The sequence below is a fragment of the Bradyrhizobium sp. UFLA05-108 genome (genome assembly GCF_059803455.1).
Window position 1 is genome coordinate 35,126 of sequence record NZ_JBANAZ010000017.1, and the last position, 21,702, is coordinate 56,827.

The following is a 21,702-nucleotide window of genomic DNA, read 5'->3' on the forward strand; positions in this document are numbered from 1 at the left end:
CATGTCTGACCTTCATACTCACTATCCGGTCGTCGTGATCGGCGGCGGCCAGGCCGGCCTTGCGATGAGCGCGCAGCTCAAGAAGCACGGCATCGGGCATGTCGTGTTGGAGAAGAACACCATCGCCCATTCCTGGAAGACGCAGCGCTGGGACGCGTTCTGCCTCGTGACGCCGAACTGGCAGTGCCAGCTTCCCGGCTTTCCTTACACCGGCAAGGATCCGCACGGTTTCATGCTGCGCGACGAGATCGTCTCCTATATCGAGGATTTTGCGAAACACATCGGTGCGCCGATCCGCGAAGGTGTCGCCGTCACGCGGCTGAGGCAGGCAGGTCGCGGATTCAGGCTCGAGACGAACGCCGGCGAGATCGCCGCTGACCATGTCGTGCTGGCCGTCAGCGGCTATCACATCCCGAAAGTGCCGCCGTTTGCGCAGCGCCTCGATCCAGCTATCACGCAGATCCATTCATCGGCCTACCGCAAACCGGTTCAGTTGCCACCGGGCGAGATCCTCGTGGTGGGAAGCGGGCAATCGGGCTGTCAGATCGCCGAAGACCTGCATCTGGGCGGCCGCAAGGTGCATCTGGCCGTCGGCAGCGCGCCGCGATGCCCGCGCTTCTATCGCGGCCGCGATGCGGTCGACTGGCTTGACGATCTCGGCCAGTATAACCTGCCGGTCGATCAGCATTCGCTCAAAGACGGGGTTCGCAAGAACGCCAACCACTATTTGACCGGACGGGACGGGGGCCGCGACATCGACCTGCGCAAATTCGCCCTCGAGGGTATGAAGCTCTACGGTCGTCTCGGGGACGGCCACGGGACATCCTTGCAGCTTGGCGATGATCTTCAGGCCAATCTCGACAATGCCGATCGGGTGTACAATGGCATCTGCCGACTGATCGACGAACACATCGCCAAGAATAAAATCGCGGCGCCTGTGACGCCTCACTATGAACCCGTGTGGTCTCCCATTGCGGCGCCGACGGAGCTCGATCTCGCAGAGAGCGGCATCACCAGCATCATCTGGACGACCGGCTTCCGGTCCGATTGGTCGTGGGTCGACCTGCCGATGTTCGATGGCACCGGTTATCCAACCCACAAGCGAGGCATCACGTCGGTCGACGGCGCCTATGTCATCGGATTGCCATGGCTCCACACCTGGGGCTCGGGCCGGTTTGTCGGCGTCGGACGAGATGCAGAGTTTGTTGCGGACCACATCAAAGAGCGCGCGAGCGCTCCGCACGCCGACGCGCATCAAGCCGGCAGACACGATGCCTCGCACTATGCAGCGCGAGTAGCCGTGTAACACCGCTCGCGCGAATGGCGGCCACAAGCCGTCGCGGACAGCCTGAACAGCGAGGAGAACAGCCTTCTCCCTGCAACCCCAAGCTACGTCTGATCCCACGGCCCGATGATGGCATCATGCCCCTGATTTGCCCGACGTGTCAAATGATTTCGCAAAATCGTAAATCATCACGCCGTTCGCCACCGGCTACTTTGCATGGGGTTGTTTTCGATATTTTTTTGTGTGGTTGCGCCGAGCTTCGCGGCACTCCCTAAACTGCCGCGCGCGTGTTGAGATAGATCGAGTAGAGCGAAGTCTGGCCGCAGATGTAGAGCCGGTTGCGGCGCGGGCCGCCGAAGCACACGTTGGCGACGATTTCACCGACCGGAACCGTGCCGATATGCGTGCCATCAGGCGCGTAACAGAACACGCTGCGGCCTGCCGACGTCCAGATATTGCCGTGGATGTCGCAGCGGAAGCCGTCGTAGAGACCCTCCTGACAGGTGGCGAACAGTGTGGCGTCTCCGGACGTCTGCTGTCCCTCCACCTTGTAGGACCAGATCGTCGCGGGCAGCCCGGGGACATGCGTGGCGCCGGTGTCGGCGACGTAGAGCCGCGTCTCGTCGGGCGAGAAGGCCAGTCCGTTGGGTTGCACCCGGTCGGACACGACGCGCGTGATGGCGCCGGTGCTGCCGTCGATCCGGTAGACGTTGCTGGCGCCGATCTCGGACGGGCTCTGCTGCCCCTCGTAGTCGCTGTCGATGCCGTAGGTCGGATCGGAGAACCAGATCGAGTCGTCGGACTTGACCACGACGTCGTTGGGCGAGTTGAGCCGGCGGCCATCGAACTGGTCGGCCAGCACGGTGACCGAGCCGTCGTGCTCGGTGCGGGTGACGCGCCTCATGAAATGCTCGCAGCTGACCAGCCGTCCCTGGCGATCGGTCGTATTGCCGTTGGAGTTGAAGCTGGGCGAGCGGAACACCGACACCGATGCATCGGTCTCGTCAAACCGCATCATCCGGTTGTTGGGAATGTCGGACCAGACGAGGTAGCGACCGGCCGGGAAATAGGCTGGGCCTTCGGCCCAGCGGCAGCCAGTGAAAAGCTTTTCGATATTGACATGACCGATGACGAGCCGCTCGAACCGCGGGTCGTGGGTGACATAGGGGAGCATGGGTCCTCCGCGATGATAACTTGGGACGCGCCTAGTCGTCGGGCGCGTCCCCTAGCCATAGCGCACTGCGCGCCGCAGGTTCTGAGACGCCTGCGTGCTGTTGACGGTCACTCTGATCGACCCTGCGAAATTTGCAAGTGGCGCTTCATCGGAGCAACGTGCTGAGAAAAGAATGCAAATGCCCGGGACGAGCCCGGGCATGACGTGTTTGAGTGGGTACAGCCGTTACTGCGACAGTTTCACGAAGTTGGGAAACTTGAGCTTCCCTTCCGCGATCTTCTGCGGCCAGACCGTGATCTGCTTGCCGTCCTGCCACTGGAAGACCAGGCCGGTCACCGCACCGGGGCCCGACTTGATGCCGTGGGTGAACTCGTCGCTCTTGCCATAGAACTGGATGCGACCGATCGTGCCCTCGAAGTCGGTCTTCTCCAGCTCGGCAACCATCTTGTCCGGATCGGTCGAGCCGGCGCGCTTGATTGCATCCGTGATGATGTAGACCTCGTCATAGGCGGTATAGCCGGTATAGGCCGGCGGCGTGCCGAACTTGGCCTTGAAGGCCGCCGCGAACGGTTTCGTCCTCGGCGTCACCGCGACGTCGGGCGTTGCGACCGCCAGCGATGGCACGCCGTCGGCCGCGCCGTTGGTGTCATTCCAGAAGGTCGGGCTCAAGGCCTGCGCGCTGATGCCGAACATCGGGATCGGCACCTGCTGGTTCTTCCACTGCACCGTCGGCTGCACGCCGACATGCGAGATGCCGGTCACGATCACGTCCGGCTTCTTGCTCTCCATGTTGTTGAAGATCGGCGTGAAGTCGGTGGTGTCAGGCGAGAAGCGTACATGCTCGACGACCTTCAGGCCGGCCTTGGGCAGACAGGCTTCGTAACCGACGTCGAGCGGCTTGGTCCAGGCAGCATCCTCGCTCATGATCGCGACCGTCTTGAACTTGAGCTGGTCGACGAGCAGATCCTTTGCGGCATCACAGACGAGCTGCGCCTGCGCGGCAGAGGTCAGGTAGCCGTGGAATGTATATTTGTTCTTGTCGTAGTCATTATGGATCGCCTTGGTGATCTCGTTCGACGCAGCGCCCGGCGTGATCAACGGCATCTTCAGCCGTGCCGCCCACGGCTCGAGCGCCAGCACGACCTCGCTGATATAGCTTGCGATCACCGCGGAAACCTTGTCCTCGCTCACCGCACGCTGGAACGCGCGGACGGAATCGGCCGAAGAGCTCTTGTTGTCGTAGGTGACGATCTCGATCTTGCGGCCGAGCACACCGCCCTTGGCATTTATCTCGTCAGCGGCGATCTGCGCGCCGCCCGGCGTCGCCGCACCCGCGATCGACTGTACCTCGGCGATGACGCCGATCTTGATGGGATCATTGGACTGCGCATAAGCGGGCGCTGCGAGGCACAGCGCCAGCGCAGAAGCGAGAAGGAGGGCATTGCTCGGACACGTCGGTAGTCGCATGGTCGTCTCCCTTTGCTTGTTACCGTTATGGCAATCGTCACAGATATCCGGCGCCGGCTTCCGCCGCGAACCGTCCAGGATCTCCTTCCCAGACAATCCGCGCATGCTCGAGCACATAGACGCGGTCGGCGTGGGGAAGGGCGAAGGTCACGTTCTGCTCGCCGAGCAGCACGGTGATCGACGTGGTCTGCCGCAGCTTCTCCAGTGCCTTGGACAATTGCTCGAGGATGACGGGCGCGAGCCCCAGGGTCGGCTCGTCCAGGATCAGGATTTGCGGCTGCATCATCAGCGCGCGGCCGATCGCGAGCATCTGCTGCTCGCCGCCGGAGAGCGTCTGCGCCAACTGGCCCTGGCGTTCTTTCAGAATCGGGAACAGCTCGAAAAGCCACGCAAGCTGCGCCGCGCGAGCCTCGTCGGTGAGATGCTGGCCGCCGAGATCGAGGTTTTCCCGCACCGTCATCTCGCCGAATAGCTCGCGCGATTCCGGGCACTGCACGAGCCCGCTGCGCGCGATTTTTGCCGCGCTCGTGCCACGCAGCTTTTCCCCGCTGCGCAGGATCTCGCCGTCATAGGGCAGGAAGCCGGAGATTGTGTTGAACAGCGTGGTCTTGCCGGCGCCGTTCAGGCCGACGATGGAGACGAACTCGCCCTCGTGGACGTGGATCGAGACGTTCTCCAGCGCCTGCGCCTTGCCATAATGAACGCTGACGTTTTCCACCTGCAGCAGCGGCACCTTGTCCTTGAAGGTGGTCTCGGGCCGCGCATGGGTCTCGATGGCGCCGCCGAGATAGACCCGCCGCACGGTCTCGTTCTTCATCACCTCGTCGGCCTTGCCGGTGACGATCTCCTCGCCGAGATACATCGCGAGCACGCGGTCGACGAGCGCGGCGACGCCCTTGACGTTGTGATCCACCAGCATCACCGCGCGGCCTTCAGCGCGAAAGCTGCGGATCAGGTTGGAGAAGACGTCGACCTCGGCCCGCGTCAGCCCGGCGAAGGGCTCGTCGACCAGCACCACCTTCGGGTCGCGGGCGATCGCCTTGGCAAGCTCGAGCCGGCGCAGATCGGCAAAAGGCAGCGTCGGCGGCCGGCGATTCATCACGGCGCCAAGTCCGACGCGGTCGGCGATCCATTTGGCCCGCTCAACCAGCGCCTTGTCCGGAAACAGCATGAACAGGCTGTCCGGCAACAACGCGACCATGATGTTCTCCAGCACGGTCTGCCGGTTCAGCGGCCGCGAGTGCTGGAACACCATGCCAAAGCCCTTGCGCGCGATCTTGTGCGCGGGAAGGCCGGCGACGTTCGCGCCTTCGAAGATCACTTCGCCCGCGCTCGGGCGCTCGATGCCCATCACGCTCTTCATCGCGGTGGACTTGCCCGAACCGTTTGGCCCGATCAGGCCAAAAATCTCGCCGCCACGCAGGTCGAAGCTGAGATTCTTCACGGCCGTCAGACCGCCGAACCGCTTGGTCAGGCCACGAACGGCGAGAACGGATGTGGTGGTGACGGTCTGATCCATTATGAACGCGCCTCGCGTGACAGGGCCGCTCCGAGGAAACCGCCGGGGAAGAAAAGCACCACAAGCAGCGCGACTGCCGAGACGATGAAGGTCGCGAGCTCGCCAGTCGGCCTCAAGAACTCGCCCGCGACGATCAGGAAGATCGCGCCTAATGCCGCGCCGAGCACGGTGCGCCGGCCGCCGAGCACGGCCGAGACGATGACATTGACGCCGACCGCGACGTCGACCACGGTGCCGACCGAGGCCGTGCCGAAATAGAACACCAGCAGCGCGCCTGACAGTCCCGAGAAAAACGCGCTGACGACGAACGCGGCCAGCTTGTGCTTGACGATGTTGAAGCCGAGGGCGCCGGCCTGCACCGGGTCCTGGCCACTTGCCTGCAGCACGAGCCCGATCGGCGATTGCGACAGCCCGTAGAGGATCGCCGCCGAGATCGTCATGAAGCCGAGCGCGATCCAGTAATTGGCGCCCGCGTCGATGGTGATGACATCGGGAATGGTCAGCCCGATCTCGCCGCCGGTGAGATCGGCGAATACCACGATGAAGTTCTGGAGCATGAGCACCGCAACCAGCGTCGTCAGGCCGAAATACGGACCCCGCACCCTGAGGGCCGGCAGCGCCAGTACGAGGCCGGCGATGACGGAGGCGAGCGCGCCGAGCACGATGCAGAGATAGACCGACCAGCCGAACTGGTTGTTGAGAATGCCGGCGGTGTAGGCGCCGACGCCGATTAGGAACGTCGGTCCGAAGTTGACCTCGCCAGCGAAGCCGAACAACAGGTCCCAGGCCATCGCGAAGACGCCGAAATAGAACGCGACGGTGAGTAGCCCGAGCACATAGCCGGAGACGTAGAGCGGCAGCGTTGCTGCGATCAGGACGAGCGCGAGCGAAACGAAGAACAGGCGTGAGGTGAAAAATCCGGACATCTCAGCGCCTCCCCAGAAGGCCCTGGGGCCGGATGTACATGACGACCACCAAAAGCAGAAGGGCCGGAATGGTGCGATAGGCGGGCGAGACCAGATAGGCCGTGATGGTTTCGAGATAGCCGACCACGAATGCCGCGATCAGCGACCCGGAGACGCTGCCGAGGCCGCCGAGCACGACGATCGAGAACGCGCTCGCCGTCAGCGGCCCGACGCTGTAGGAACTGACTCCCAAGAACATCCCGAGCAGCACGCCGGCGATCCCGGCGAGGATGCCGTAGATCGCCCACACGACGATGTAGATGTTGGTGAGCTCGAGGCCGAGCAGGGTGACGCCGCGCGGATTCATCGATGCGGCCAGCACCGCCTTGCCGGTGCGGGTGCGGTTCACCAGCAGCCACAGGAGCGCGATGACGAGGCAGCACACCACCGCGGTGAAGATCTCGTTGCGCGGCGTGCGCACACCGAGAATGTCGACGACGCCCTCGACGATCGGCAGCACGGTCTTGGCGTTGTTGGTGAAGAAATAGGCGATCAGCTCCTGGATCATGATGCCCCAGAGCAGCGTGCCGGTGAGTACGAAGATCTCCTTTTCCTCATTGGGGATGCGGCGGGAATCCTGGATTGGCTTCACCACTGCGAAGTAGGTGGCGAAGGCGGTGACGAGAGCGACGGCCACGCCGATCAGGGCGCCGAAATAGGTGTCGACATGCAGGATGCTGGCGGCGGCCCAGGCCGCCACTGCTGCGGCCACCATGATGGCCCCGTGGGAGAGGTTGAGCACGCCGGAGACGCCGAAGATCAGCGTGAATCCGGTGGCTCCGAGAGCGTAGAGGGCGCTGATGGCGAAGCCATCGATCAGAATCTGGAATGCTCGCATCTATGACTGGCAATCTGATCTACGAGAGGCAGTCTCACTGCCTCTTTGGAGAGAAGGTGCTGCGTACGCCGCATGTGAAAGCTCCCGGGAGGTGGCCCGGGAGCAGTTCCGACTAGTTGGTCGTGAGCTTGATGAAACTCGGGAACTTGACGTCGGTCTTGGCGACGTCCTTCGGCCAGACCGCAATCTGCTTGCCGTCCTGCCATTGCAGCATCAGGCCGGTGATCAGGCCCTTGCCATATTTGATGGAGTGGGTGAACGGATCGTCCTTGCCATAGAACTGGACGCGGCCGATGGTGCCTTCCCAATCGGTCTTCTCCAGCGCGTCGACCAGCTTGTCGGCATCGGTCGAGCCCGCCCGTTTCACGGCGTCGGCGATGTAGTAGACCTCGTCATAGGCGGTGTAGCCGGCATAGGACGGATAGTTGCCGTACTTCTTCCGGAAACCGTCCGCGAACGGCACCGACTTCGGTGTCACCGCCACGCCGGGGCCGGAGACGCCCTGGTAGAGCACGCCCTCGGCGGCCTGGTTGGTGTCCTTGCCGAATGTCTCGTTGGTCGCCTGCGAGGAGATGCCGAACATTGGAATCGGCACCTGCTGGTTCTTCCACTGCACCGTCGGCTGTACGCCGACATGCGAGATGCCGGTGATGATCACGTCGGGCTTGGCGCTCTCGATCTTGTTGAAGATCGGCGTGAAGTCCGTGGTATCGGGCGAGAAGCGGATGTGGTCGAGCACCTTCAGCCCGATCTTGGGCAGGCACTCTTCGTAGCCGACGTCGAGCGGCTTGGTCCAGGCGGCGTCCTCGCTCATGATGACCGCCGACTTCATGTGCATCTTGTCGACCAACAGGTCCTTGGCGGCGTCGCAGACCGAGAGCGCCAGGGCAGCCGAGGTCAGATAGCCGTGGAAGGTGTACTTGTTCTTCTCGTAGTCGGCGTGAACGCTCTTGCTGATCTCGTTGGAGGCGGCACCCGGCGTGACGAACGGCGTCTTCAGGCGCGAAGCCCAGGGCTCCAGCGCCAGCACCACTTCGCTGATATAGCTTGCGATGACGGCGTTGACCTTGTCCTCGTTGACCGCGCGCTGGAATGCGCGCACCGAGTCCGCGGATGAGGAGTGGTTGTCGTAGGAGATGATCTCGATCTTGCGGCCGTCGACGCCACCCTTGGCATTGATCTCGTCGGCGGCAAGCTGCGCAGCCTGCGGGATCGACGCGCCGGCGATCGCCTGCGCTTCCGCGATCACACCGATCTTGATGGGATCTGCTGCAAGTGCCGCGCCTGATCCGGTCATCAGCACGCCGAATGCTGCCGCACCGAGGAATATCCGCAATGCACCAGGGAGTATGTTATTCATTCTGTTTCTCTCCTCTTAAACAAGCCTCTTTTGAGCTATTGGGCGCGACTATAACGGCGACGACAATCTCGGCAAGTGAAACTGCATTCAGGATTGTGAGAGCCGGACTAAAGTCTAGCGCTGCGCAAATAGAGTGCACCACGATCGTTGCAGTCATGCAGAATCCGCTGGCGGGCATGCGTTCGCGTCCGCCATGCGCCGGTGTGCCCGCGACGCGACAACGAGCGATCGACGCGAAGGCGGTCGCCTGGCTGACATCGTCGGGATAACGTCGCGCTGCGCAGGAAGGTCCTATTGATGGCTCAACTCGTTCAATGCCGCCTCGTCAACGAGCCATTCGCCGATCCCGGAGTGCTGGTCGATTTCAGGTTCGGGCGGCGCGCCATGTTGTTCGACCTTGGCGATCTATCTTCCCTGGCCAATCGGGAATTGCTGCGCATCAGCAACGTCTTCGTCAGCCATCGTCACATGGATCACTTTGCCGGCTTCGATCAGTTGCTGCGGGTCAGGCATCATCAGCCGGGCCGTTTGCGCGTGATCGGGCCGCCTGGTCTCGTCGCGGGCATCGCCGGCAAGCTGGCGTCGTATAGCTGGAATCTGCTGAACGAGGAGTCGCCGGATTTCGAGGTCGCCGCGGCCGAATTCTGCGACGGCCGGCTCGGCGACTGGGTAGGCTTCTCTGCGAGGCGGCAGTTTCGTAGCGCGCCGATTGAAGCGCCATCCGTTGCGCCGGGTCTGGTGTTTGCGGACGGCGATCTACGGATCGAGGCGACAACCCTCGATCACGGGATTCCCTGCCTTGGGTTTGCGTTGCAGGAAACCCTGCGCGTCAATGTCTGGACAGCCGGCCTCGCCGAACTCGGCCTTCAGGTCGGTCCGTGGCTCAATGCGGCCAAGAGCGCGGTGCGGATGGGCGCGCAGCCGGACACGTTGATCGTGGTCGATAGCGGCCAGACGATCCGGCTCGGCGAGCTGACCCGGCACGCGCTCAAGCTCGCGCCCGGGCAGCGCGTCGCCTACGTGACCGACGCCGCCTTCACTCCGGCCAACGCGGAGAAGATCGTCGCGCTCGCGCGCGGCGCCGATCACCTGTTCATCGAGGCAGCCTTCGCCGGCGACGACGCGCAACTCGCATCTGTGCGCCGTCACCTGACGGCGGCGCAGGCCGGCTACCTCGCACGCGAGGCGGGCGTGAAGCGGATGACCACGTTTCATTATTCTCCGCGCTATCTGGAGACGCCGGACCGGCTGCGAGATGAGGCGGAGGCCGCTTTCTCCGGCCAATCTGTGCCGGCCTGAGCATCTAGCGATCAACGTGCTTGCAGCAGCGAGGGATCGAGCGGTCGAAGCCGGGCGGGATCGAACGCCATCAGATCGACGCTGCGCGTTGCGCCCTCAGTCATCAATTCTGCCATCGCTTCGCCGGTTGCGGGCGCATTGAGGATGCCCCAGACATTATGTCCGGTCGCAACGTAGAGTCCCTCGCTGTTCGGCACGCCACCGATCAGCGGCAGGCCGTCCTGCGTGACCGGACGGAAGCAGGCCTGCCGGGTAATGATCCTCTCACTGCGAAACAGCGGTGACAACCGTTCAGCGATCGCTTGCAGGCGATCGATCGCATCCTGATCCGGCGTTACGGCCGCGGGGTCAACCGGTAGCGGCGCGACGTCAGAGAACGCTGTGATCAGGGTGCTGCCGTCCGCGCGCGGAAAAACCTCGATCGATATTGTGCTGCCGTTTTGCTCATACTCCAGGAATAATGCATCGGCCGGAACGTCCGTGCCGGTGTCGTACACGATGCTTGGACTTCGCTGCCCGTACACGGCGGGCAGTCGCATCCATTGGGTCGCCAGCAGCGACCATGGTCCCATGGCGATGACAACGGCATCCGCCTCGACGACGCCGCCATCGATCTCGACGCCCTTCACGGTCGTTCCGCCCGCATCGCGCGCGACGCCGTTGACACGTCCCCGGCGCAGCTCGGCGCCTTGCGCGAGCGCCGCGTTCATCATCGCCGAGGTGAATTTGCGCGGATGAACGATGGCCGTCGTATCCGTCGTGCCGAGCCGGTGCGCGATGACGACGCCGTTGGACAGCCAGCCGAGCGCGGATGGTGCGTCACGCTGCGCGTCATCGCTGGCAACGAAGCCGCCATAGGCGGTCATGCGGCGGTAGGCCCAATCGCCTGTGATCTCGTGCGGTAGTTGCGCGTGGAGCGCAAAGCTGCGCCGCACCAGCGCATCGAGCGGCGTTCCGGCGCACCAGTCGAGCGCGAGGAATCCCCCGGCCTTGCCGGATGCCGCGGCGGCTACTTCGGTCCGCTCGACGACGACGACTTCGGCGCCGCGGCGGCTGAGGAAATAGGCGGCGCAGGCGCCGATCACGCCGCCGCCGCAGATGACAACGCGCATGGTGTCTTTCCCTGGCAATCCCGTCACGCACCAAGGCGACTATCAAAACAATTCGGCGCCGGCGGGGCACGCCGGCGCCTCGTCGTGATCCGGCTCGCGCTGTCTCAGCCCGGCCCGGCGCCTTGCGTCGCTGTGTACACGGCGTAGAGCGACTGGCTCGCGGCCATGAACAGGCGGTTGCGCTTGGGGCCGCCAAAGCACACGTTGCCGCACACCTCCGGCAGGCGGATGCGGCCGAGCAGTTTGCCTTCCGGCGACCACACCGTCACGCCGCTATAGCCGACGGCGCGGCCGGCGTTGCTGGAGGCCCAGACATTGCCATTGACGTCACAGCGCACGCCGTCCGGCCCGCACTTCACGCCGTCGATCGTGAAGTCGCTGAACAGCTTTTGATTGGAGAGCTTGTTGTCGCTGCCGACGTCGAAGACGTGCACGTCGCCCTTGCCACCGGCGCCCGTATCGCCTGGACCCTTGCCGGTCGAGACGACGTAGAGCTTCTTGAAGTCGGGCGAGAAGCAGAGACCGTTGGGATCGGGCACCTGGTCCTCGCTGACCACGAGGTCGATGCGGCCACTGGGGTCGATGCGATAGCAATTGGTCGGCAGCTCGCGCTTGCCCGGCGCGAAGCCGGCCGGCTGGCCGATCCGCGGATTGAGCTTGCCGGCGGCGTTGCTCGGACCGCCCGGACCATCCGGCTCGCCCTCATAGAGCTGGCCGCCATAGGGGGGGTCGGTGAACCAGTAGCTGCCGTCGGGATGCGCGACGATGTCGTTCGGCGAGTTCAGCTTCTTGCCCTGATAGGAGTCGGCGAGCACCGTGGCGGTACCGTCATGCTCGTAGCGGGTGACGCGACGGGTCAGATGCTCGCAGGAGAGCTGGCGGCCCTGGAAGTCGAAGGAGTTGCCGTTGCTGTAGTTGGACGGCGTGCGGAATACGCTGACATGACCATCATCCTCGCTCCAGCGCATCTGCCGGTTGTTGGGAATGTCGCTCCACAGGAGGTAGCGGCCTTGCGAGTTCCACGCCGGCCCTTCGGCCCAGAGCAGTCCGGTATGAAGCCGCTTGATCGCCGTGTTCGGTTGCGCGAGGTCGTTGAAGGACGGATCGACCGCGATGATGTCGGGGTCCCAGAAATAGGTGGTCGGCGCGCCACGCGAGCTGAAGTCACGGGGCGGATTTGTGATCGTCGTCGGCGGTGCCGCCGGCGCGTTCTGCGCCAGTGCGGCGCCGGCACCCGTCATCGTTGCGCCTGCAGCGATCGCAAGGCCTTGGACGAGTGATCGTCGTGAAAGCGTGGTGTCTGGATCGCGCTGCTCGGAATCGCACAGTTGGCGTGTCATCGCTTCCTCCGGGTGGGGGTTCCGCCGGCCGGTTGATTCCGGCCGAGCGGCCGCAGGTTAGTCCGACCGGCCTCGAGTTACGAGTGCGGCCGTTCTCCTTCATGATCAACGGGCGTGAAATGCAGCATGACATTGATGCGAACGATTTTCGTCGGTGAATTCGCACCGTCGGCGAGACATTTGTGCACCGGTAGGCACGCGAGAGAGCGAGTAAGCCTTATTGACGTGTTGGTTCCGGGAAATACCGACCTCAAGAAAAAATCAAGCGCTTCTAAAGCCAAAAATACATGAACGGCCAGTCTCTTGGGACGGTTCTATCGACTAACGACAGAGATCGCTCCTTTGGCAGTTCAGCATCCAGGGCGCGAGAGAACTGGGATCAATACCCCTGTCGGTCCCCTAGCCACGGCGGACCTTGGAAGTCCAAGTGCAAATTAAGACCACTGGATGGCCTGTTCCGTACAGCTTGGTCGTAGCGGTGGTCGCCATGAAACGAAGGGACTTTATTCGGCTTGTCGCCGGCGCAGTAGCTTGTCCTGCGATTGCGCGCGCGCAAGAGGCACGGAAGGTCTATCGCATCCTCTGGATCTCCACGGGCTCCGAACCGGATCCGTTCCTGGACGGTTTTCGCGAGGGGCTGGGCGCCCTGGGTTATGTCGAAGGCAAGAACGTCACCCTCGAGAAGCACTATGGAACTCCTTCGGCTCTGCGCCAGATCATTTCGCAACTGAGACGCGGTGAGGTCGACCTTGCGGTTTCCAGTGGCCCGGCAACGCGTGCCATGGCTACCGTCAAGGACATCCCCATCCTGTTTGCTCTCAGCGGCGACCCGGTGGCTTTGGGGGTGGTCAAAAGCCTGGCGCAACCTGGCACCAATTTCACCGGCAGCACGTTCCTCTCGCTTGAGCTAGCGGGAAAGCGCGTTGAGCTGCTCAAGGATATCTATCCCAGAATTCGCAGGCTCGCCGTTCTCTCGAACACGGACCATCCGGGGGAACCCTCGGAGTGGCGCGCGACCCAACAGACATGCGCAGGGCTGGACATCCTGCCGGTCTATATTCCCTTCTCCGGCGCGCGCGAGCTTAACAATGCGCTCGAGGTTGCGGCTGGCTCGGAAGCCGACGCCATCCTCGTGTTTCCCGATGTTGTGACAATGGTTGATCGGACGACACTCGCGGAGTTCGCGCTGGCGCAGCGGCTCCCTTCGATGTTCGGCTGGTCCGAGTATTGCGAGGCCGGCGGACTTTTGAGTTACGGCGCCAACCAGCGCGCGACCTATCGGTGGCTTGCAAATTACGCCGACCGGATCCTGCGCGGCGAAGATCCTGCCGTTCTTCCCGTCATCCGGCCCGAAAAGTTCGAACTGGTGATCAATCTGAAGACGGCTCGGCACCTTGGCGTAGAGCTGGATACATCTTCAATCCTGTTTCGCGCCAACAAGGTGATTGCCTGAGATCGCTATGTCAAAATTCGTTGCACAATCTTCGTTGACTGTCCGTGGCGACGCGAAGCGGCCGCACCGCTCTCTGTTTTGCAAGTACTTCGCGACCCTGTTCGTGGCAGCCGTCGTGCCTCTCATCCTTGGGGCGGTGATCGAAGCATCGTTCGGCTATCGCGACCAGCGCCGCCATATCAGCGAGGTTCTGCAGGCCGAGGCTCGTGGTGCGGCGGGCAGGATAGAGGCCTTCACGGATGAAATAAGCGATCAATTGGGCTGGGTCGTGCAATTTCCGTGGGCACAGGGAGACGATGACCGGCACAGGATCGACGCGTTGCGTCTGTTGCAGCAGGTGCCGGCAATCGTCTCCGTCTCGCTGCTCGACGAGAGCGGGACCGAGCGCGTTTTTGTGTCCAGGCTGCGTTTAAACAAGACCGGCCGAGGGATCGACCTATCCGCGGATCCCGCAGTGATCGGCGCGCGCGCCAACAAGCTCTGGTACGGTCCCATCCAGTATCAGCACGAGTCCGAGCCATATATGAGGATCGCGGTCGCCGGAAACCTTCCGGCCGCTGGGGTTGCCATCGCCGAGGTCAACCTGAAGCTGATCTGGGACGTTATTGCCGCGATAAGGATCGGTCAGACCGGCTATGCCATGATCGTCGACGATTCCGGGCAGCTGATCGCCCATCCAGACATCAGCCTGGTCCTGCGCGGCCGTGCCGGTTCCGTTGATTTCGGCCGGATCAAGCAGCTCGTTGGCACCACGAGTAGTGGTGCCGTCATCTCGGGAGACAAAGGTAATCCCGTCGTCGCACTCTCGGTGCATGCACCCGATATCGGCTGGACGGTGATTGCGATGCAGCCGGTCCTGGAGGCATTCGCACCGATCCGCGCGGCATTGTGGCGCTCGTCGCTTCTGATTGCGTTCGGTGTGCTGATCGCGCTCGCGCTGGCCTACTGGCGGGCCCACCGGATGTCCGGTCCGATCAAGCAATTGGAGGAGGGCGTCGAGCGGATCGGTACCGGACATTTCGACCACCGCATTGGGATTTCCAGTCGTGACGAATTGGAGCAATTGGCGGTCCGTTTCAACGAGATGGCGTCGGAGCTGGCGATCTCGCAGCAGAAATCCGTCCGCATAGACCGGCTGAAGCAATTTCTTGCGCCCCAAGTTGCCGAACTCGTCGAACATTCCGCCGAACTGCTCGAAGGACAGCGGCGTGAAGTCGTCGTGGTTTTCGGTGACTTGCGTGGCTTCACGGCATTCGCCGCGCGCGCCGAACCGGACGTCATCATGGCCGTCCTGCGCGAATACTATGCGGCAGTGGGAGCTGTCACGACTCGCCACGAGGCCACGTTGATCCGCTTCGCCGGAGACGGTGTGATGCTTCTCGTCAACGCGCCGGTTGCCTGCGACAAGCCCGCAAACCACGCTGTTCAGCTCGCGATCGATCTGCAGGTCGCGGTGCAGTCGATTGCCGGAAAATGGTGCGCCGCCGGTCACGCGATTGGCTTCGGCGTCGGTATCGCAATGGGAACGGCGACGGTCGGAACCGTCGGCTATGAGGGACGGCTCGACTACACGGCCCTCGGCAATGTCGTCAACCTGGCGTCTCGGCTATGCGGGCTGGCAAAAGATACGCAAATCCTGACCGACACAGCCGTCGCAGAAAAAGTCAGGGATGCCATCACCCTTGTCTCGATCGGCAAGCAAACTATCAAGGGCTACGATCAGCCCATGGAGATGTTTGCCGTTGCCCAGGGCAATATGCCCTTGGCGCGTCCGGATTCCAGGCCGCGCCCACTTGAAATCGAAGCCTTGTGAGACCGGCGTCTTCGACACAGCGAGGCCGCGCAGGCGGTCGGAGTGAGCGATGTGTTGTTGCATCGTCGCTCTCGCCGCTCCGTCCCACTTTCCCACGCCCGTCGTCGATCCGCTGACGACAGAGCGTTCGCAGGAAACGCCGACGAATTCGGAGTTGAATTCTCGCGTGACGTGCGCTCGTGCGCGTTGACACACGGCGACAAAGTCATACGCTGCACGCGACCGAACATGAGACCGGCGCAAAGCCGCGCAGAAAAGAGCAACATCCACCATGGGTTCACAATCAGTACTACCGCGCCGCACCCTTGGCCGGGCTGGGCTTGACGTGTCAGTCCTCGGCTTCGGGACCGCGCCGCTGGGCGACCTTTTCCTCAGGCTTGACGACCAGACGGCGATCGCCGCCGCGGAGCGGGCGTTCGAGCTTGGCGTCAATCTGCTCGACACTTCCCCGCTCTATGGCTACGGGCTGTCGGAGCACCGCTGCGGCACCGCGCTGCGGCGCGTGGCCCGCGAGGACGTCATCCTCTGCACCAAGGTCGGTCGCTGGATGGACCCGTTTCGCCAGCCGGAAAATCGGGCGGGCTTTGTTGGCGGGCAGCCGCACCGCCCCGTGGTCGACTATTCCTATGACGGCACGATGCGGTCGGTTGAGCAGTCGCTGCTGCGGCTCGGCACCGACCGGATCGACCTGCTGCTGATCCACGACGTCGACGTCTGGACGCACGGTGCTGCCGCGATCGAGGACCGGTTTCGCGAGGCGATGTCCGGCGCTTATGTTGCGCTGGACAAGCTCCGCGCGGAGGGTGTGGTCGCGGGCATAGGGATCGGCGTGAACGAAGCCGACATGTGTGTGCGCTTTGCCAAAGCCGGCACGTTCGACGTGATGCTGCTGGCCGGGCGTTATTCGCTGCTCGAGCAGCCGGCGCTGAAGGAATTCTTGCCGCTGGCGCTTGACCAGGGAATTGCCGTGCTGCTCGGCGGCGTCTTCAATTCGGGCATTCTCGCCACCGGTGCGGTCAAGGGCGCCAAGTACAACTATCAGGATGCGCCGCCGGAGATCATGGCGAAGGTCGCCGAGATCCAGCGCGTTTGCGAGACCCATGGCGTCGCGCTGCCGACGGCCGCCGTGCAATTCGCGCTCGGCCATCCGGCGGTAGCGAGCGTGGTGCTGGGGGCGCATAGTCCAGAGGAAGTCGAGCGCAACGTGGCAGCGCTTACGACCAAGGTGCCGAGCGCGCTCTGGGCCGATCTGAAGTCTGCGCGCCTGCTCGACGCGGATGCGCCGGTGCCCGCGTGAGCGCGTTGATAGCCGCTATTTTCCAGCGCCCGTCGTCAGGCCGCTGACGATGTAGCGTTCGAGGAAGATGCCGACCACGACGAGCGGCGCGATCGCCGCCGTCGACAGTGCCGCCATCGACCACCAGTTGATGCCCTGCGAGCCGGTCTGGCTCGCCACCATCACCGGCAGCGTCTTCGCGTCGGTGCTGGTGAGTAGAGCGGCAAAGAAATATTCGTTCCAGCACAGCACCAGCGAGAGGATGAACGCGGCGACCATGCCGGGCACCGCGAGCGGCAAGATGATGCGCAGGAACGCGCCCCAGGTCGACAAGCCGTCCACGAAGGCGGCCTCATCGAGCTCGATCGGAATCGCGTTGAACTGGTCACGCATGATCCAGATGACGATCGGCAGCACAGTCAGCGTGTAGAGCAGGATCAGGCCAAACGTCGTGTCGAGCAGCGCCAGGGCCTTGTAGAGCACGAGGAACGGCAGCGCGAGCACCACCGGCGGCAGGATCAGCTGCGACATGAAGAAGAACAGGATGTCGTCATTGCGCATCCAGGCGAACTTGTAGCGAAAGCGGCTCAAACCGTAAGCGGCGAGCGATCCGAGCACGAGCGCCAGCAGCGATGCGCCGACCGAAGTGAGGATGCTGTTGACGAAACGGTTCATGAATTCGGAGCGCGCGGTCGAGGTCCCGAACAGCGTATCGGGCGACAGACCGAGCGAGCGCCAGCCTTTCCAGTCCGGCTGGAAATCGACCCAGGGAATCAGGTGCGCCTGCGTCACATCGACCGCCGATTTGAACGAGGTCGTGACGGTCCAGTAGATCGGAAAAAGGCAGATGAAGGTCCAGAGCAGCAATGCGGCGTAGATCAGCGTGCGGCCGAGCATGCGCTTGGCACGTGGCCCAGCGGGATGTCTTGGAACGGGTTTCGATGTCGCGATCGACATGGACAAGCGTGTAACTCCGTTTCGAACCTAAAGCATGATCCGGAAAAGTGTGCAGCGGTTTTCCGAAAAGATCATGCCAAAACAACAACCTGAAGCGCGATGATGATTCTTCTTAATCTCATCGCTTTAGACCACCTTCTGCGTCCAGCGCCTCGAAAGGCGCAACATCAGCGTCAGCAGCACGATGATCAGCAGCAGATAGACCATGGCGAGCGCCGTGCCGTATCCGACGTTCGAGCGGTCGCGGTAGACGCGGTAGATGAAGCTCGACACCGTGTCGGTCGCGCCGCCGGGGCCGCCGGCTGTCACGTTGATCACGATGTCGGCGAGCTTCAGCTTGAAGATGATACGGATGATCAGGACCGTGATGCTGACCGGCAGCATGATCGGGAAGGTGACGTGCCAGAACGACTGCCAGCCATTTGCGCCGTCGACCTTGGCCGCTTCCTGCACCTCCTTCGGCATCGCTTGCAGGCCTGCGAGCAGGATGATCATGATGAAGGGGATCGAGACCCAGGCGTCCATCGCCTGGATGCTGAAGCGCGCCATCCAGGGCGAAGCGAAGAATGCCGGGTTGTCCCAGCCGAGATAGCGCGCCAGCGTCGCCGCCGGGCCGAAGCGATATTCCAGCAGCGATTTGCCGATCATCCAGCTCACTGCGACGGGGCTGAGCATCATCGGCAACAGGAAGACCACGCGGAAGAATTTTCTCGCGCGGATCTCGGCACTGAGCAAGAGCGCCAGGCCGAACGCGATCGCGTACTCGCCGAGCACCGCGACGGTATAAAAGACCATGTTGCCGAGCGCATTCCAGTAGTAGGTGTCGTTCAGCATTCCCTTCAGATTGTCGAAGCCGGAAAAGCGCGGGCCCTCGATCGAGCTGAGATTCCAGTCGAGTGAGGCGATGTAGATCCCGAAGATCGTCGGGAAGATCACGACGGCGACGGTGAAGAACACCGCCGGCAGCAGGAACAGCGCGCGCTGGCCACGCTCGCCACGGGTCAAAATTTGTCCGACGCCAAAAGCGACGGCCCAGACGAGATAAGCGATGAGGATCGGCCGCCAATCGGAAAATCCGGCCGTAATTGTGCCGGTCGTGTGCAAGACCTGAATGAGGACGACGAGCAGGAAGCCGAGCGAGGCCAGCAGAACCAGCGCGCGGCCGGCGGCTTTCCTGCTGCCGGGAGCGCGCTTCGTCGCCGGCTGGTGGTGCGCATCGCTAACGGGTACGGAATTCTGCATCGAGATCAGTCGCATTCAGTGCCGGTTCCGGCGCCGGGCAAGTTTTCGGCTGGCGCCGTGGGGCGCCAGCCGAGGGTAGATGATCTTGCGTGGGCGCGCTACACGCCGAGCGAGGCCTTATAGAGCCCGATCTGCCGTTCGCGCCCGATCTGGTCGGTCAGCTTCTCCCAGGCCGCCGCGATGTTGTTCGCCCCGGTCTGCGCGTCGACCTTGCCAGCGAAGATCTTCGTCAGCTCGTCTTCCGCAATGCTGTAGTACTGGAAGATGCCGGGAATGCGCGGCTCCACGGCGCGGTTCGGGTGGTTGTAGGAGCCGAGCTGCGAGTTCAGGTAGGACGTGATGTACTTGCGATCGTAGCCCGCGGCCACCCACTCATCGTATTGGAAGTGGCTGGTCCGGTGGGCCTGGAAGCCCGACGGGTACAGCACCATCCAGAACGAGAGGTCCTTGCCGCCGAGATGCGCGGCTGCGCTCCAGGCGGCCTTGTGCTTCTTCTCGTCACCATTGACACGCGCCATCACATAGATGCCCCAGCCGAGATAGGCGCAGTTCGGGGCATGGTTCGGACCGCTCGCAAGCTTGTCCCACTGGCCGGTCTTGGCGTTGTAGACATCGTCCGAGCCGGGCAGGATGTCGAAGCCGACGACGTCGCCGATCACCGAGGTGTCGCTCGCCTTCGCCACCTGGCCGATGTCGCCCCACCAGGGGATCATCGAGCCGATGCCGGCCAGGAATTGCTGGAAGCCGGTGGTGTTCGGGTCGGCATTCAGCTGATCGGCCGGCTCGGATGGCAGCGCGTCGATCACGTCCTGGATGGCGCGCACCCAGGCCGGATTGTTGATGCGCGGCTTCATCGTGTCGATGTCGAACAGCCAGGCCTTGTCGTCGGGATGCTTGGCATAGGCCGAGGCGCGGCTGCCGAGGAAATAGAAGCCGAACCCGCCCCAGGGTTTTGGTGCATCGAGATAGCCGTAGACGTTCTGGTTCTTGAACTTCTTTCCCTTGAGGAATTTCGTCACCGCCTGGACTTGCTGCCAGGTTTTTGGCACGCCCCATTCGCCGGTGTTGCCGGCTTCCTTCCAGGCCTTGGCGAGCGCTGCGTCCGAGAACACATCGGTGCGATAGTTGAAGTTGTGGCAGTCGCCGTCGATCGTGACGCGATAGGTCTTGCCGTTCCATGTGCCGACCGGCGGCTTCAGATAGTCGACATAATCATCGATATCGATCTGCTTCTTGACCCAGTCCGGCATCTCTGACGCCAGGCCCTTGCCGCAGACATCGCCTTCGAACGGCGCGCCCATCTCCAGGATGTCGAAATCGACTGTGCCGGTCGCGATCGCCTGCTGGAGTCGCGGGTTGTAGTCGGCCTGAGCGAGATCGATCCAGGAGATTTTTGCGCCCGTATAGGCCTCCCACGGCTTGAGAAAGCCGCGGAACAGGAGGTTATGCAGGTTCTGATTATTCAGTCCCATGAAGGAGAGCTCGACGCCCTTGAACTCGCCTTCCTTGATGCTCGCCTTGGTCGGGCCGAGGCAGAGCTCGCCGACCTTCTGCCAGTCGGCGTCGGTTGGCGAGCCCTTGCCCACGCCTGGAATTTGCCCAATCTGCGCGCGAAGATTGTTTTGTGCTAGCGCAATCTCCGAGAACGTGCCGAGCGCTCCGCTCGTGCCCAATGCTGCGGCGCTTGCCGCACCCTTCAGCACCGTACGCCGGTTCGGACGGAGTGCGGAAAGCCAATCATAGTCTTGCTGTTTCATCGCGATACCCTCCCTTGTTGACTTTCTTGATGTGAAGTCTGAGTAGCCGAAGCACACCGAGGACGTGAGGCTCGTGGACTTCAGTGTCGTCGTGATGGGTGACTGATGCCGCGTTCGAGTATGCAGCGGCGCCCATCAATGTCAACGAAAGCACGCGGAGTTGAAGCCGCCTGCCACCAATCAGAAATGACGAAGAGAATTCTCGCGATGCCGCGCTGCAAGATGGATGCTCGCGCGCGACATCATCTCGATGTCATATTCATGCCGAACGTGCCGCGCAGCCCTTTCCTCGTTAGCTCAAGCATCGGGCGGGATGACGCCCTTCTTGAAGATGAAGCAGCCATAGAAGCGCCGCTCCCCGGTCTGGATCACGCAATAGGATTTTTTTGCGAGCTCGTAGAAGGCGAAGCGCTCGATCGAGCCCATAGGGGAGGATTTCCCCTCCGCCGCGTCGATTTCGGCCTGCACCTCGCGCTGCACGGGCGGAATCTCGTTGGGCTGGCCGACGATCTCCATGCGCGATGCCGGTTTGTCGACAAAGCTGTCGAGCGGCAGCACCGACAGGATCGCGCGCGCGGCGCGTGCAGTGGTGACATTGTCGATGCGAATGAGCTTGCCCAGCACGGTCTGGCGCGCCACCGCATCGGCCGGAAAATTGGTGTCGCAGAGCACGAGGTCGTCGCCGTGTCCCATGGACCGCAGCGCGTAAAGAACATCGGCATTTAGAAACGGGTCGATCGATTTCAGCATGCAACGCCTCCCGGGACATAGGTCAGTTTCTTAGGCTGACGACTATCCAACGTCACGGCGCTGCCGTCCATATCGACGTAAAGTCCACAGTCCGG

Annotated in this window: 17 protein-coding genes; 5 read left to right on the forward strand and 12 right to left on the reverse strand. The window is 62.8% G+C overall.

The window, feature by feature from the left end; translation table 11 throughout:
• Position 1: 1 nt before the first annotated feature.
• Positions 2-1,306, forward strand: a complete 1,305-nt coding sequence (locus tag SO140_RS14885) for an MSMEG_0569 family flavin-dependent oxidoreductase (RefSeq protein WP_449378976.1) — start codon at positions 2-4, stop codon at positions 1,304-1,306.
• 250 nt (positions 1,307-1,556) lie between these two features.
• On the opposite strand, the gene SO140_RS14890 is transcribed toward SO140_RS14885, so the two are convergent.
• The 6 genes from SO140_RS14890 to SO140_RS14915 form a co-directional block, all read right to left on the reverse strand.
• A complete protein-coding gene (locus SO140_RS14890) occupies positions 1,557-2,459 on the reverse strand; it encodes an SMP-30/gluconolactonase/LRE family protein (RefSeq protein ID WP_449378975.1) in 903 nt (300 codons plus the stop codon).
• A gap of 225 nt (positions 2,460-2,684) precedes the next feature.
• On the reverse strand, positions 2,685-3,926 hold the full coding sequence (locus SO140_RS14895; RefSeq protein WP_449378974.1) for an ABC transporter substrate-binding protein: 1,242 nt from the start codon (positions 3,924-3,926) through the stop codon (positions 2,685-2,687).
• Positions 3,927-3,963: 37 nt separating this feature from the next.
• Entirely contained in the window at positions 3,964-5,445 is a 1,482-nt protein-coding gene (locus SO140_RS14900; RefSeq protein ID WP_449378973.1) for an ATP-binding cassette domain-containing protein, read from the reverse strand.
• Positions 5,445-6,371 carry a branched-chain amino acid ABC transporter permease gene (locus SO140_RS14905; protein WP_449378972.1) on the reverse strand — a complete coding sequence of 309 codons (927 nt, stop codon included), beginning with the start codon at positions 6,369-6,371 and terminating at the stop codon, positions 5,445-5,447. The genes SO140_RS14900 and SO140_RS14905 overlap by 1 nt, the downstream gene beginning before the upstream one ends.
• Before the next feature lies 1 nt (position 6,372).
• A complete protein-coding gene (locus tag SO140_RS14910) occupies positions 6,373-7,248 on the reverse strand; it encodes a branched-chain amino acid ABC transporter permease (RefSeq protein WP_449378971.1) in 876 nt (291 codons plus the stop codon).
• Between the two features lie 112 nt (positions 7,249-7,360).
• The gene (locus SO140_RS14915; RefSeq protein ID WP_449379010.1) at positions 7,361-8,545 is read right to left on the reverse strand and encodes an ABC transporter substrate-binding protein; all 1,185 of its coding nucleotides are present in this window, start codon (positions 8,543-8,545) and stop codon (positions 7,361-7,363) included.
• 360 nt (positions 8,546-8,905) lie between these two features.
• Between SO140_RS14915 and SO140_RS14920 the strand changes: the two genes are divergently transcribed.
• Positions 8,906-9,907, forward strand: coding sequence for a ribonuclease Z (locus SO140_RS14920; RefSeq protein ID WP_449378970.1), 1,002 nt, complete (start codon positions 8,906-8,908; stop codon positions 9,905-9,907).
• Between the two features lie 11 nt (positions 9,908-9,918).
• On the opposite strand, the gene SO140_RS14925 is transcribed toward SO140_RS14920, so the two are convergent.
• Both SO140_RS14925 and SO140_RS14930 read right to left on the reverse strand, forming a co-directional pair.
• Positions 9,919-11,019: an NAD(P)/FAD-dependent oxidoreductase gene (locus SO140_RS14925; RefSeq protein WP_449378969.1), complete on the reverse strand. Its 1,101-nt coding sequence runs from the start codon at positions 11,017-11,019 to the stop codon at positions 9,919-9,921.
• A gap of 104 nt (positions 11,020-11,123) precedes the next feature.
• Entirely contained in the window at positions 11,124-12,359 is a 1,236-nt protein-coding gene (locus SO140_RS14930) for an SMP-30/gluconolactonase/LRE family protein (RefSeq protein WP_449378968.1), read from the reverse strand.
• 427 nt (positions 12,360-12,786) lie between these two features.
• On the opposite strand from SO140_RS14930, the gene SO140_RS14935 reads away from it, so the two are divergent.
• The 3 genes from SO140_RS14935 to SO140_RS14945 all read left to right on the forward strand — a co-directional run bounded on the left by SO140_RS14935 (position 12,787) and on the right by SO140_RS14945 (position 16,922).
• On the forward strand, positions 12,787-13,812 hold the full coding sequence (locus tag SO140_RS14935; RefSeq protein ID WP_474799144.1) for an ABC transporter substrate-binding protein: 1,026 nt from the start codon (positions 12,787-12,789) through the stop codon (positions 13,810-13,812).
• A gap of 7 nt (positions 13,813-13,819) precedes the next feature.
• Positions 13,820-15,625: an adenylate/guanylate cyclase domain-containing protein gene (locus SO140_RS14940; protein WP_449378966.1), complete on the forward strand. Its 1,806-nt coding sequence runs from the start codon at positions 13,820-13,822 to the stop codon at positions 15,623-15,625.
• A gap of 271 nt (positions 15,626-15,896) precedes the next feature.
• On the forward strand, positions 15,897-16,922 hold the full coding sequence (locus SO140_RS14945) for an aldo/keto reductase (protein WP_449378965.1): 1,026 nt from the start codon (positions 15,897-15,899) through the stop codon (positions 16,920-16,922).
• Between the two features lie 15 nt (positions 16,923-16,937).
• Here SO140_RS14945 and SO140_RS14950 read toward each other — a convergent pair whose 3' ends face one another.
• The 4 genes from SO140_RS14950 to SO140_RS14965 form a co-directional block, all read right to left on the reverse strand.
• Positions 16,938-17,798 carry a carbohydrate ABC transporter permease gene (locus tag SO140_RS14950; RefSeq protein ID WP_449379009.1) on the reverse strand — a complete coding sequence of 287 codons (861 nt, stop codon included), beginning with the start codon at positions 17,796-17,798 and terminating at the stop codon, positions 16,938-16,940.
• Between the two features lie 186 nt (positions 17,799-17,984).
• Positions 17,985-19,100, reverse strand: coding sequence for a carbohydrate ABC transporter permease (locus SO140_RS14955; RefSeq protein ID WP_449379008.1), 1,116 nt, complete (start codon positions 19,098-19,100; stop codon positions 17,985-17,987).
• Positions 19,101-19,198: 98 nt separating this feature from the next.
• Positions 19,199-20,857 carry a type 2 periplasmic-binding domain-containing protein gene (locus tag SO140_RS14960; protein WP_474799141.1) on the reverse strand — a complete coding sequence of 553 codons (1,659 nt, stop codon included), beginning with the start codon at positions 20,855-20,857 and terminating at the stop codon, positions 19,199-19,201.
• Positions 20,858-21,154: 297 nt separating this feature from the next.
• Positions 21,155-21,607, reverse strand: a complete 453-nt coding sequence (locus SO140_RS14965) for an RbsD/FucU family protein (protein WP_449378963.1) — start codon at positions 21,605-21,607, stop codon at positions 21,155-21,157.
• Positions 21,608-21,702 lie beyond the last annotated feature (95 nt).